At 74.4% G+C, this 12805-nt stretch carries 13 protein-coding genes; 4 read left to right on the forward strand and 9 right to left on the reverse strand.

The annotated features are described in order from the left end of the window. Positions 1 to 171: 171 nt before the first annotated feature. Positions 172 to 642 (reverse strand): cupin domain-containing protein, encoded by a 471-nt coding sequence (locus IE294_RS17630; protein ID WP_189887115.1) that lies wholly within the window; start codon positions 640 to 642, stop codon positions 172 to 174. 112 nt (positions 643 to 754) lie between these two features. On the opposite strand from IE294_RS17630, the gene IE294_RS17635 reads away from it, so the two are divergent. Both IE294_RS17635 and IE294_RS17640 read left to right on the forward strand, forming a co-directional pair. Then, entirely contained in the window at positions 755 to 1441 is a 687-nt protein-coding gene (locus IE294_RS17635) for a helix-turn-helix transcriptional regulator (protein ID WP_189887117.1), read from the forward strand. A 258-nt stretch (positions 1442 to 1699) separates the two neighbouring features. After that, the gene (locus tag IE294_RS17640) at positions 1700 to 2128 is read left to right on the forward strand and encodes a hypothetical protein (protein ID WP_189887119.1); all 429 of its coding nucleotides are present in this window, start codon (positions 1700 to 1702) and stop codon (positions 2126 to 2128) included. A 408-nt stretch (positions 2129 to 2536) separates the two neighbouring features. Here the strand turns inward: IE294_RS17640 and IE294_RS17645 are convergent, their stop codons facing one another. From IE294_RS17645 to IE294_RS17670, 6 genes are all read right to left on the reverse strand, one after another. Continuing rightward, complete coding sequence (locus IE294_RS17645; protein ID WP_189887121.1) at positions 2537 to 4024, reverse strand: SPFH domain-containing protein; 1488 nt, start codon at positions 4022 to 4024, stop codon at positions 2537 to 2539. A 133-nt stretch (positions 4025 to 4157) separates the two neighbouring features. Continuing rightward, positions 4158 to 4376: an NfeD C-terminal domain-containing protein gene (locus IE294_RS17650; protein WP_189887123.1), complete on the reverse strand. Its 219-nt coding sequence runs from the start codon at positions 4374 to 4376 to the stop codon at positions 4158 to 4160. A gap of 26 nt (positions 4377 to 4402) precedes the next feature. After that, on the reverse strand, positions 4403 to 5839 hold the full coding sequence (locus IE294_RS17655) for an amidase (protein WP_189887125.1): 1437 nt from the start codon (positions 5837 to 5839) through the stop codon (positions 4403 to 4405). Between the two features lie 51 nt (positions 5840 to 5890). Next, on the reverse strand, positions 5891 to 6268 hold the full coding sequence (locus tag IE294_RS17660) for a hypothetical protein (protein ID WP_229917192.1): 378 nt from the start codon (positions 6266 to 6268) through the stop codon (positions 5891 to 5893). A 142-nt stretch (positions 6269 to 6410) separates the two neighbouring features. After that, complete coding sequence (locus tag IE294_RS17665; protein ID WP_189887127.1) at positions 6411 to 7373, reverse strand: alpha/beta hydrolase; 963 nt, start codon at positions 7371 to 7373, stop codon at positions 6411 to 6413. Positions 7374 to 7619: 246 nt separating this feature from the next. Then, positions 7620 to 8180 carry an NADPH-dependent FMN reductase gene (locus tag IE294_RS17670; protein WP_189887129.1) on the reverse strand — a complete coding sequence of 187 codons (561 nt, stop codon included), beginning with the start codon at positions 8178 to 8180 and terminating at the stop codon, positions 7620 to 7622. 99 nt (positions 8181 to 8279) lie between these two features. On the opposite strand from IE294_RS17670, the gene IE294_RS17675 reads away from it, so the two are divergent. Beyond that, positions 8280 to 8960, forward strand: a complete 681-nt coding sequence (locus IE294_RS17675) for a TetR/AcrR family transcriptional regulator (RefSeq protein ID WP_189887131.1) — start codon at positions 8280 to 8282, stop codon at positions 8958 to 8960. Positions 8961 to 9781: 821 nt separating this feature from the next. Here the strand turns inward: IE294_RS17675 and IE294_RS17680 are convergent. Together IE294_RS17680 and IE294_RS17685 are read right to left on the reverse strand one after the other, a co-directional pair. Beyond that, positions 9782 to 10930 (reverse strand): FAD-dependent oxidoreductase, encoded by a 1149-nt coding sequence (locus tag IE294_RS17680; RefSeq protein ID WP_189887133.1) that lies wholly within the window; start codon positions 10928 to 10930, stop codon positions 9782 to 9784. Continuing rightward, entirely contained in the window at positions 10927 to 11643 is a 717-nt protein-coding gene (locus IE294_RS17685) for a TetR/AcrR family transcriptional regulator (protein WP_189887135.1), read from the reverse strand. The genes IE294_RS17680 and IE294_RS17685 overlap by 4 nt, the downstream gene beginning before the upstream one ends. Before the next feature lie 137 nt (positions 11644 to 11780). Here IE294_RS17685 and IE294_RS17690 point away from each other — a divergent pair, with 137 nt between their 5' ends. Continuing rightward, positions 11781 to 12794 (forward strand): LacI family DNA-binding transcriptional regulator, encoded by a 1014-nt coding sequence (locus IE294_RS17690; RefSeq protein WP_189887137.1) that lies wholly within the window; start codon positions 11781 to 11783, stop codon positions 12792 to 12794. The last annotated feature ends 11 nt before the right edge of the window (positions 12795 to 12805 follow it).

A 12805-nucleotide genomic window follows, 5' to 3' on the forward strand; every position in this document is an offset into this window, starting at 1 on the left:
ACGAGGACCCGAAGCCGTTCATCTGGACCAAGACAGCCGAGGAGATCCTCGACTCCCTTGCCCAATTCTGCCGACGGATCTCCGGCGCAGGACACTAGCCCGCCGCCACCGGAAAGTCTTCTGCGGGACAGCCTTTAGGGGTCCGCACAACCCGGCTCCGGTGCCGGTGGGTTACTGCGGGGCCGGGCCGGGGTGCCGGTCCGGTGCGGAACCGGGGCGCTGGAGCGGTGCCGTGCCCGTCGGGCGCGTGCCGATCCGCATGCCGGGGCGCCGGCCGTGCACCGTCAGATAGGTCAGCCCGGACTCGCCGGCGGTGATGCTGCGGGCGGCGCCGTGCGGCAGCCAGACCAAGGCGCCCTCGGTGAGCGCCTCCACGGCCTCCGAGGAGCCGTTGCCGAGCGTGCCGTCCCCGTCGACGACCAGGACCAGCACGTCCAGTTGCGCCTCGGTGTGGGCCGTGATCCGTCCGCCCGGAGCCAGCCGGACGACGTTCGCGTCGAGCTGCCGACCGCTCTCCGCCAGCTTCCACAGCACCCCGGCCGGTGCCGGGGGCATGTCGGCCAGCGCGCGGGTGTCGCACAGCACGCGCGGGTCCGTCGCCGGACGGGCTGCTGCGGTGTCGGTCGCGGACGGCGACGTCATCTGGTGTTCTCCTCGGCTCTTCCGTATCCCTGCCCACGGTGTCCGACCACTTTACAATTAATACATGTAGGATTCGTGAAAATGGCCGCAGGTGGGAGAGGGGTGTCCGGACATGACCACGCGGGAGAGCCCGCGCCGCCGGGAGGTGCTGGAGGTGCTGCGCACCGCGCCCGCACCGCTCGGGGTCGCGGAGGCCGCCGAGCGGATGGGGCTCCACCCCAACACCGTGCGGTTCCACCTGGACGCCCTCGTGGCCGACGGCCTGGTGGAACGCCGGGTCGTGGCACCCACGGGGCCGGGCCGGCCTCGCACCGTCCACACCGTGCGCCCCGGCATGGACCGCGGCGGCCACCGCGACTACCGGTTGCTCGCCCGTATGCTGCTCAGCCGGTGGGCCGCCGCCGCCGACCCGGCCGGGGCGCGGGCAGAGGCGATGGAGACGGGCCGGGCCTGGGGCCGTTTCCTGGTGGACCCCCTCCCGCCGTACGAGCCGGTGACGCCCGAGCGGTCGGTGTCCGCGTTGCTCGCCCTGCTGGACGGCCTGGGCTTCGCGCCGCGGCCGGACGGGGAGGACGGAGCGGGCGGCGAGCCCGGCCGCACGCCGGAGCGGATCCGCCTGCGGCACTGCCCCTTCCTCGAACTCGCCGAGGAACAGGGCGGGTTGGTCTGCTCGCTCCATCTGGGCCTGATGCAGGGAGCGTTGGCGGAGCTGGGCGCACCACTGACGGCCACCACGCTGGAACCGTTCGCCGAACCCGACTCCTGCGTGGCCCACTTGGCGGGGACCGCGCCCGGCTGAACCGTCCCGCGCGCGTCCGGGCGCTTCACTCACCGAGTCGAGCCCGCCGCCCGCGGCAGTCACCGCACCGCCTGCTGGGTCGGCAGCCACCGCCCCGCTAGCCGGATCGCCAGCCAACGCACCGCCCGCCGCCCGCGGCGCCCATCGCGCCGCTCGCAAAATCGGCGGCCGTCGCACCGCGAGCCGGATCCGCGGCCACCGCACCGCCCGTCCCGATCAACCCTGCCGCCCCACCACCCCGGCGGAGAAAGGCCCCCCATGAACACCACCGCCGCGGCGACCGCCGGCGCGGTCACCTTCGTCTGGCTCGGGATGGTGCTGGCGATCTCCTTCCTGGAGGCGCCGCTGAAGTTCCGTGCCCCGGGCGTGACGATTCCCGTCGGTCTCGCGATCGGACGACTGGTGTTCCGCGCGCTGAACGCCGTGGAGACCGTCCTCGCGGTCGTCGTGGTCCTCGCGGTCGCGCTGGGCGACGCCCCGGCCGCCGTCATCTCGCTGACCGCGGCGGTGGCGGCCCTCCTCCTCGCCCAGCTGGGCGTCGTGCGCCCCCTCCTCAACCGCAGGTCCGACCGGGTCCTCGCGGGAGAGGAACTGCCCCGCTCGCGCAGCCACCTGTGGTACGTGGCCCTGGAAGTCCTCAAGGCAGGCGCCCTGATCGCCCTCGGCGTCGCCCTGCTCACGGCGTGACCCCGTAGGGTCGAGTGGGGAGCCGCGAGGCCGGGACGCGCACGGGGGACCAGGGAACATGCCGACACCCGGAACGCGAACGCCTGCCCGCCCTGCCGGACTTCCCGCGCACCGGCTCGCCCACCTCGCCGGGCACACCGACCCCAAGGTCCGCGCCCTGGGCGCACGGGCGCCGGACACCGAGCCGGCCGTCGCCGAACGGCTCACCCGTGACCCCGACCCCGAGGTCAGGGCGGCCCTGGCCCGCCACCCGAACCTCCCGGCTCACGGAACTCCTCGCCGACCCGGAACTCGCCCACGCCGCCCGGGGCGAACCCGGCCCCGCGCCCGGAGACGGTCGAACGGCTCGTGCACACGCACGGCCGGGGCCCCTGGTGAGGGACCCCGGCCGCGCACAGCACCCCTTGCTCAGCCCTCCTGCTCCACCGGCACCTTCTGCGGCGGAGGGGCCACCACGCCGTTGAGCGAGGGCGAACCCCCGTTCACCGGCTGTCCGTTGTCACCCATCGTGGCGAGCAGCTTGCGGGCGAGGCCGAGCCCCGTGCCGCCCATGGTGAGCGCCTTGGCGAACAACTCGCCCATGCCGTCGGCGCCGTTGAGCAGCACCATGTTGTCCACGTTGCCGAACGCAGACGCCCCCGCCTGGACGATCTCCGGCCACTTCTCGGCGAGTTGCTGGGCGACGACCGCCTCCTGGTTCTCCGCGAGGGCCGCGGCCCTCGCCTTGATGGCCTCCGCCTCCGCCAGGCCCTGGGCGCGGGTGGCCTCGGCCTCCGCCAGGCCCTTCGCCTGCTGGGCGGCGGCCTCGGCCTCACCGGTGGCCCGGGTGGCGGCGGCGCTCGCCGCACCCCGGGTCTTGGTCGCCTCGGCCTCGGCCGCGGCGGCGGCCTTCACCTGGGTAGCCTCGGCCGCCGCCGCCAGCTCCGTCTCCTTCGCCTTCGCCTGGGCCGCCGAGATCCGCGCGTCACGCTCGGCCTCGGCCAGCGTCCGCTTCTCGTACGCCTTGGCGTCCGCCGGCTTGCGGACGTCCGCCTGGAGCTGTTGTTCCCGCCGGTGCGCCTCCAGTTCGGCGACCCGTGTCTCCTGCACGACGACCTCCTGCCGGGCCGCCGCCGCGGCGAGCGGGCCGGCCTGCTGGGCCTTGGCCGCCGCCTTGTCCCGCTCGGCCTGGTAGCCGGCCTGGAGGATCTCACTGTCCCGGGTGGCTTCCGCCATCCGCGCGAACGACTGCTGCTCGGCCTCCGTGGCCAGCCGATTCGCCTCGGCCTGCGCGATGCGCGCGTCCCGCTGGACGGCCGCCGCGTGCGGCATCGCCAGGTTCTGGATGTACCCGGTCGGATCCTCGATCTCGTGGATCTGGAGCGAGTCCACGATCAGACCGAGCTTCTCCATCTCCGTGCCACAGGCCGCCCGGGTCTGCCCGGTCAGCTTCTCCCGGTCGCGGATCATGTCCTCGACCGTCAACCCACCCACGATCGACCGGAGATGACCGGCGAAGACGTTGTGCACCCGCTCCGACATCAGCTTCTGCTGGTCCAGGAAACGACGGGCCGCGTTCGCGATCGACACGAAGTCGTCGCCGACCTTGAAGATGACCACGCCCCGCACCTTCAGCGGAATGCCCTGGTGCGTCACGCAGTCCACGTGCAGCTCGGTCTCGTTCAGGTCCAGCGACAGCTTGCGCACCGCCTGCACGCCGGGCAGCACCAGCGTGCCGCGCCCGGTGACGATGCGGAAGCCCATGCCCTCCTCCAGGCCCTCGGTGCGGTGCTTGGACCCGGAGATGATGAGCGCCTCGTTCGGCTCGGCGACCCGCCACATCATCTTGAACAGACCGATCAACACGAGGACGGCAACGACGACCGCCCCCGCAACGACGCCGACAACCATCGGCATACGCCCCCTTTGCATGGTGCCCTGTCGGCACCGAACGAAGGGAGTGTGCGCCTGCGGCGGGCCCGGGTGAAGACGCCGGGTGATCCTTGTTGCAATCTTGACGCACGCCGCCCTCACCTGGGGCGACGCGGGCTCAACTGTCGTACGCCGCCGTCACGTAGACCGTCCTCGGTGGCAGGTACTCCACCACCATCACGACCGTGCCGGTCGCGATCCGGCCCGTACCGTCGGCCGGATAGGCGAGGAAGTGCTCCGCGCCGCCGCGCACCCGCACGATCACCTCGCCGACCAGACCGGGTCCGACCGTCCCGGTCACCCGCCCCATCAGCCCGACCATCGACGCGTCGTCCATGGCCCCAGCGTACGGGCGGAACGCCGTCACGCGGCCGGAGTGCCGGCATCCGCGTCGGCGTCCGCCCCCTCCGGCGGCCACAGCTCGTGCCAGCGCAGCTCCGCCTCCAACTGCGCGGCCAGCGACACCAGGAGCGGCTCACTGTCGGCCGGCCCGAGCAACTGCGCGCCCACCGGGAGTCCGGGGCCGGCGAACCCGGCGGGCACGTTCACCCCCGGCCAGCCGAGCACGTTCCACGGCCAGGCGTAGGGGCAGGCGGCGATGATCGCCCGGTCCGTGGCCAGCCCGCCGAGCCCGGACAGGGCACCGATCCGGGGCGGGGGCATGGCGGTGGTCGGGGCGAGGATCACGTCGTACGACTCGAAGAACGCGCCGATCCGCCGGTGCAGCACCGCCTCGGCGCGCCGGGCCGCCCGGAGCGGGGCACCGGCGAGCAGCCGGCCGAGCCGGGCGGCACCCCGGGTACGCGGATCGAGCAGCGCAGGATCCGGTGCCTCGCGGACCCGCTCGGCGATCCCGGCGGTGGCCCGGGGCACGAAGGCCAGACCGATCTGCCCGTACGGCGGATCGGCCTGCTCCACGACATGCCCCAACCGCGCCAGACGCTCGGCGAGTTCGACGACCCGGGAGCGGATCACCGGGTCCAGCCGGGCGGGTACGGCGGTGAACGGCGGCTTCAGCGACAGGGCGACGCGGAGTCGGCCCGGGTCGCGGCCGACCGCGTCCGCCACCGTCAGCGCGGCCGGCCGGTGCGGGTCCCGGTCGTGGTTGCCGCTCGCCGCGTCGAGCAGCAGGGCCGCGTCGGCGACCGTACGGGCGAGGGTGCCGTTGACCGTGATGCCCTGGAAGGACTCGCCGCGCGGCCAGGTCGAGATACGGCCGCGCTGCGGCTTGATGCCGATCAGGTGCGTCCAGGAGGCCGGGATGCGTACCGAACCGGCGCCGTCGGAGCCGAGCGCGGCCGGGACGAGCCCGGCGGCGACGGCTGCGGCCGAACCACCGGAGGACCCGCCGGGCGTGTGCTCGGTGTTCCACGGGTTGCGGGTCTCCCCGAAGGCCGGCCCCTCGGTGAACGGCCACTGCCCCAGCTCGCACGTGTTCGTCTTGCCGACGATCACCGCGCCGGCCGCGCGCAGCCGCCGTACCGCCTCCCCGTCCACGGGCGCCGGCGGGAACTCGCCGCAGCAGCCGAACGCGGTCGGCTCACCGGCCACGTCCATGTCGTCCTTCACCGCCACCGGCACCCCGAGCAGCGGGCGCCGCACACCGGCGGCCAACTCCCGGTCCGCAGCCTCCGCTTCGGCGAGGGCGGCCTCGGCGCGCACGATCCGGAAGGGGTTCAGCGTCGCCTGAGCGGCCTCGATCCGCGCCAGCGTCCGCTCCACCACCTCCCGCGAGCTCACCTCCCCCTCGGCGAGCGCACGCCGGGTCTCCACGAGTCCTGCGGCACGGTCGGGTGTCATGGACGAGCACCTCCGGGAGACTCCGGGCACGATGTCTACCGAACGGTAACGTCACAGCGGGCCGGGAGCGCGGTTTTCCGGCGGGTGTCTTCCGGGGCCGGTTTCTTCCAGGGGGTGGAGCGGTGATCCCTCGGGCAGGCGCGGCCACCCGGCACGAATGGCGGGACGGCTCGACAGGCGCTCGAAGCAGGCGGCGCACCGCTCGGCGGGTTCCTCCACCGCGCCGGAGGCGCGGAAGAGGCCGCGCTCGGGTGACTCGTGCGGAGTGAAGAGCTGGTCGCGGACCTTCCCCGCGCGCACGTGAGAGCCGTGGAAGTGCACGGACCACTCGGCGAGCGCCACCGAGCGCGCCTCGTCGAGGAGGCACACGTGGACGAGCAGCGAGGAGCCGTCCTCGGGCCGTCCGGTTCGGCTGGGAGCCCACGGCACTGGCAGGCGGCGGCCCGGCCGCGCAGGGCCGCGAGGAAGGCGCGTTCCGCCTCGTCGAAGTCCCAGGGCTCCTCGCCGTACCGCTCCGGGTCCTCCGTCTCGAACCAGACTCCAGGACCCGGGTGTGTCGGGTGCTGGGGGATCAACCCAGCAGCCGCCGCAGCCACCTCAGGCGGGCCGCGCGGGCCGTGCGGGACAGGGTCGCCTCCGGGGCGAGGGCGTCGAAGCCGTGGCAGCCGCCCGGCCAGACGTGGAGTTCGGCCTCGCCGCCGGCCTGCCAGATCCGGGACGCGTAGCCGACCACCTCGTCCCTGAAGGTCTCCGCGGAGCCCACGTCCAGGAAGGCCCGGGGAAGGCCGGACAGGTCGGTGGCACGGGCCGGGGCCGCGTACGGGGACACCTCGGGGCCGCCGCGGCGGTCGCCGAGCAGGGCCGTCCAGGCGGTCTCGTTCGCGGTACGGTCCCACACGCCCAGGCCGGCCATCTGACGGCTGGAGACGCTGTCGTTGCGGTCGTCCAGCATCGGGCACATCAGCAGCTGGCCGAGGGGACGCGGGCCCCGCCGGTCCCGGGCGAGCAGGGCCAGCGCCGCGGTCAGACCGCCGCCCGCGCTGGCGCCCGCCACGACGATCCGGTCCGGGTCGCCGCCGATCTCCCGCGCGTGCTCCGCGGTCCACAGCAGCCCGGCGTACACGTCCTCGATCGGCGCCGGATGCGGATGCTCGGGCGCGAGCCGGTACTCGACCGACACCACGACCGCGCCCAGCTCGCGCGCCCAGGCCAGCGGTTCGGTCACGCCGACCCGGTTGGTGCCGGCCACCAGGCCGCCGCCGTGCACGTGGTACAGCACCGGCAGCGGGGCCGGGACGGGAGCGGTCGTCGGCCGGCACAGGAGGAGGGAGACACCGGGGGCACCCTCCGGACCGGACACCGTACGGTCCTCCGCCTCGAACGCGCCGTCCATGGTCACGTCCACCAGCTCGACGGCCGCGCCGCGCCGGGCGGCCTCGACGTCGGCCGGTGTCAACCCGGGCTCGATCACGCCCCGGAACGACTCCAGTACGGCTGCGAGTTCCGTGTCGAACGGCGGGGGGACCAGGGACATGGCTCCTCCTGCTCCTTCCGTGGGGCGTCCGGCGGTCGGTCACGACGTAGACGGTCGTGACCGGTCATGAGCGGTCACGAAAGCCGTCTACCCCCTGCCGTCCGGAGCACGACCCGCCGGGGCCGGGAGGCTTCGGCGGCAGCCCCGGCACCAGGGGCTGCGACACGGGTGAGGGCCGGAGCCGCGACGGCTCCGGCCCTCACCGGGAACGTAGGGTGCCGGTCCCGACGGGAGCGGCGGTACGGCTCAGGCGGCGGCAGCGCCGACGTTGCCGTGCAGACGGGCGACGACCTCGGTCAGCTGGGCGGCGACCTCGGCGTCGTCGACCGGGTGGGTCTCGGCGAAGCGGGTGACCGAGCCGGGGATGGACAGCTTGATGTCCTCGATCACCTTGCCGCCGGCGATGCCGACGGCCTTGCGGGCCTCGTCCTGCGCCCACACGCCGCCGTACTGGCCGAAGGCGGTGCCGACCACGGCGACGGGCTTGCCGCCGAAGGCGCCGGCGCCGTAGGGGCGGGACAGCCAGTCGATGGCGTTCTTCAGCACGGCCGGGATGCTGCCGTTGTACTCGGGGGAGAAGAGCAGGAAGGCGTCCGCGGCCTGGGCGGCCTCGCGCAGCTTGGCGGCGGCGGCAGGCACGTTGCCCTCGACGTCGAGGTCCTCGTTGTAGAACGGGATGTCGGCCAGGCCCTCGTACAGCTCGACCTCGGCGCCCTCCGGCGCGAGCTTCACGGCCGCCTCGGCGAGCTGGCGGTTGTGCGAACCGGCGCGAAGGCTGCCGACGAGCGCGAGGATGCGAACAGACATGGGAACTCCAAAGGGCTGAAACATCGCTGTCACGATCCGGACCGGGGTCCGTTTAAGTTTGTATCACCCTAACCGGACCGCGGTCCAGTTTTGTTCCCGATGCTTTACGCTGTCGACATGTCCAGCGCTCTGCCGCCCTTCCCGAAGCCACAGGAGCCCCTCGACACGCCCCAGTTGCTGGAGGTCGGCCCGGCTTCCGAGGCGCCGTTCCTGCGGGCCGACGCCGCCCGCAACCGGGCCCGGCTGCTGGAGGCCGCCGCCCGGCTGATCGCGGAGCACGGGGTGGCCGGCGTCACCATGGAGGCGGTGGCGGCGGCGGCCAACGTGGGCAAGGGCACCGTCTTCCGCCGCTTCGGCGACCGCACCGGGCTGCTGATGGCCCTGCTCGACCACTCGGCCAGGCAACTCCAGGCCGACTTCCTGAGCGGGCCCCCGCCGCTGGGTCCCGGCTCGCCGCCCCTGGAGCGGCTGCGGGCGTTCGGCGTGGCGGTGCTGTACCGCACCGCGGAGCAGCTCGACCTCCAGCTGGCCGCCCAGCCGGAGCCGACCCGCCGGCTCCTGCACCCCGCCGCCGGGTCGCTGCGCATGCACGTCACGATGCTGCTGCGCCAGATCGTCCCGGACGCCGACTGCGACCTGCTGGCCCACACCCTGCTGGCCTCGCTGGACCCCGCGCTGATCCACCACCTGACCCGGCAGTGCGACATGCCGATGGAACGCCTGGAATCCGGCTGGCTCGACCTGGTCGCCCGGGTGACCGGCACGGAGCCGCCGCGCTAGGCAGGGCTGAGCGGGCCGCGCCGGACCGTCCCGACGGGCCCGCCCCGCCGCGGAGCCGATGCGGTGGCGTGGAGCCGCACCGAGCCGCTGGGGTACGGCGGGCTCGTACGGAACCTCGTGCGGAGCCGGGTAGCGACCAAGTCGCCGGGGCCGGACCTGAACGAGCCGGCCCGCGTGAAATCACCGAGCCGGACCGCCCGAACCGGCCCCGCGGAACCAGCGAATCGGCTGCGCGGACTCACCGAGCCGGGCCGCCCGAACCGGCCGCGCGGAACCAGCGAATCGGCCGAGCCGGAGCCGGACCGGCCGAACCGGACCGGCCGAACCGGCCCGGCTCGGACGGCCTAGCCCGGCCAAGCCGACGCGCACCGGGCAGAACTGTCGCACGCGGCCGAGTCGCCCCCGCCCGCGCGGAGCCCCCGGCGTCCGGCCACGTGTCGGTTTGGCCCCGCTCGAACCGGAGCGCCCAGCCAGGCCAAGTCGGCTCCGCCCGTTCGAAAACCCCCGGCGTCCGGCCGAAGTCGCCTCCGCCCGCGCGGAGCCCCCGGCGTCCGGCCAAGACACCCCCGCCCGCTCGAAAACCCTCGGCGTCCGGCCGAGTCGCCCCCGCCCGCGCGGAGCCCCCGGCGTCCGGCCACGTGTCGGTTTGGCCCCGCTCGAACCGGAGCGCCCAGCCAGGCCAAGTCGGCTCCGCCCGTTCAAAAACCCCCGGCGTCCGGCCGAAGTCGCCTCCGCCCGCGCGGAGCCCCCGGCGCCCGGCCAAGTCGCCCCGGCTCGCTCGGGTCGGCTCGCCCAGCCAGGACGAGTCAGGGTCCGCCCGGTCAGCCGGCCTGGCCGGTGAACATGTTCACCAACCCCTGCGGCGCGTCCGTGCGGAACAGCAGGGACTGGCTGTGGGCGGAGTCCGTCGCGGAGGCCGCGGCGCGGGGGAACATCCGGGACTCGTAGGCGGCCAGCGCGGCCTCCGTGTCCCCGGGGTGCGCGGCCAGGGCGAGGCCGAGTTCGGCGCCGTCGATCAGGGCAAGGTTGGCGCCCTCGCCCGCGAACGGCGACATCAGGTGGGCCGCGTCGCCGAGCAGGGTCACCCCGGGCACCCGCTCCCAGCGATGGCCGGCCGGCAGGGCGTGGATGCGGCGGGGCACCAGCGCGCCGTCCGCGTCCGCGACCAGCGCCCGCAGGCTCGCGTCCCAGCCGTCGAACTCCTTCAGCACGGCCGTCTTCGCCGCCTCGGTGTCGGTGAAGTCGATGCCGTCCAGCCAGTCCTCCGGCGCCACCACGGCGGCGTACACGTGCAGGCTGCCGTCCGTCTCGCGGTGGGCGAGGAGGCCGCGGCCGGGCCCGAGCGCGAAGAGCATGCCGCCGCCGACCACCTCCGCGCTCGCCGGGTGCCGCGCATCCGCCTCCCACAGGTCCACCTCCACGAACGACACACCGGTGTACGCCGGCCGGGCCGCGGAGACCAGCGGACGCACGCGCGACCAGGCGCCGTCCGCGCCGACCAGCACATCGGTGGTGAACTCGCTGCCGTCCGCGAGCGTCACCCGGTGCCGGCCCCCGTCCAGCGGGCGCGCGCCGGTGACCTTGGCGCCCCAGCGGACCGTGCCGGCGGGCAGGGAGCCGAGCAGCAGTCCGCGCAGGTCGCCCCGGTCTATCTCGGGCCGACCGCCGATGTCGTCGTCGGGCTCCGCCAGCCGGACCGCGCCGTCCTGGTCGAGGACCCGCAGGGCTTGGCCGCCGGAGAGCACCCGGGTCAGGAACTCCTCGCGCAGGCCGGCGGCCCGCAGTGCCTTCTGGCCGGTGTCGTCGTGGATGTCGAGCATGCCGCCCTGGACCCGGGCGTCCGCCGACGCGTCCAGGTCGAACAGCGCGGCCTCCATGCCGTGCACGTGCAGCACGCGGGCGAGCGTGAGCCCGCCGAGCCCTGCACCGACGACCACGACGGGGTGGTGGGGGAGGGAAACGGTGGTCACGTGGCCTCCTGGCCTTCGGTCGGTACGTCGGTCGGTACGTCGGTCGGTACGGGGTTCGGTACGGCCGTCCGCTCGATGCCGTTGATCAGCGTCTGGAACGCCCACGACAGACGGGCCCCGGGCGTGCCGGACAGCAGCGCGTCGGCACCGGCGGCGATGTGCGGATGGGTGGCCGCGGGCGCCTCGCGCAGGGCCCGGGCCGCCGCCTGCCAGTCGCCCTGGGGCTCCTCCCCGGCGTGCTCGGCGGCGGTCGCCGTGGCGTGCTGGAGCAGCAGGTCCACGCCCCAGGCCGCCTGGGCGAGCGGTACCCCGCCCGCCTGGAGCAGCTCCAGCAGGGTCTCGACCAGGCGCAGGTAGTGCGGGCCGCTAGGCCGGGCGGTCAGCGCCGAGCGAGCCAGGGTCGGGTGCTCCAGGAGCATCGCGGTGTAGCCGGTGAGCACCCGCTCCAGCCGTTCCCGCCAGGTGCCCTCGGCCGGAGCCGGGCCGACCGTGCCGAGCAGTTCGTCCAGGACGGCCGCGTGGAGTTCGTCGGTGTTGCGGACGTACACGTAGAGCGAGGCGGGGCCGGTGTCGAGTTCCTGCGCGAGCCGTCGCATCGTCACCTTGCGGAGCCCTTCCGCCCGCAGGATGGCGACGGCGGCGGCGATGATGCCCTCCCGGGTCAGGGCGGGTTTGGCGGGACGCTCCCGGCGGGAGCGGGGGGCAGCGTTCATGCCCGTCACCGTAACGAACATGTTCGTCGCGAACAAGTTCGGCACGAACGCGTTCGTCCAGGGTGTGCGGACGCCCTCTTTGTCAAACGATGAACCACCTTGGCCCGCCCGGCCCCGGCCCCCGCCCCTCTGCCAAGATGCGGTCTGTCATGGTGCAGATACCGAACACGCCCACGAGTGCCGATGTGGCCCGCCTGGCCGGCGTCTCGCGCGCGACCGTCTCCTACGTCCTCAACAACACGAGCGCCGTACGGATCAGCGCAGCGACCCGCCGGCGCGTGCACGAGGCCGCCCGCGAACTGGGGTACGTCCCCCACGCCGCCGCCCGCAGCCTGCGCGCCGGACGCAGCCGTATGGTGCTCATGCCCGCCCCGGCGATCCCGGTGGGCCCCCTGTACAGCCGGTTCCTGAACGAACTCCAGTGGGCGCTGGGCCGTCTCGACTACACCGTCGTCCAGTACGGCAGCGTCGGACTGGAGGGTGACGAGGCCGCCCGTGCCTGGGCGGAGCTGCGGCCGGTCGCCGTCCTGGTGCCCGGTGCCGGACTCGGCCCGCAGGGCGTCGCCGTCCTCAAGCGGTCCGGCGCCCGGGCCGTGGTCACCCTCGGTCCCGGCCGCGTCGAGGGAACGCACGCGCTGCTGATGGACCACGACGCCGTCGGCCACTGCGCGGGCGCCCACCTGTACGCCCGGGGCCGGCGCCGGATCGGCGTCGTCCTGCCCGGGGAGCCGGGACTGGAGGTCTACTCACGGCCCCGGCTCGCCGGCGTGCGCGAGGCGCTGCGGGGCACGGACGCCACCGTGACGGAGCTGCCCCTCGCCTACACCGAGGAGGCCGCCGCCGAACTGGCCGCCCGCTGGACCGGGTCCGGCCTGGACGCGGTGTTCGCCTACAACGACGAGTACGCGATGCTGCTGATGCGCGCCCTCCAGGACGAGGGCGTCCGCATCCCCGAGGACGTCGCCGTGATCGGTGCCGACGACCTGGTGCTGGGCCGGCTGCTGCGGCCCCGGCTGAGCACGGTCCACATCGAGCTGCCCTCCGGGCAGGACCTCGCCGAACTGGTCGACCGTGCCGTGCGTGACCCGGGCGGCGAGCCCGAGGTGCACACCGTGCTGGGGGCCTCGGTGATCCGGCGCGAGTCCAGCTGATCCGGTCCCGC

This window comes from Streptomyces canarius (assembly GCF_014650735.1).
GTDB classification, from domain to species: Bacteria; Actinomycetota; Actinomycetes; order Streptomycetales; family Streptomycetaceae; genus Streptomyces; species Streptomyces olivaceoviridis.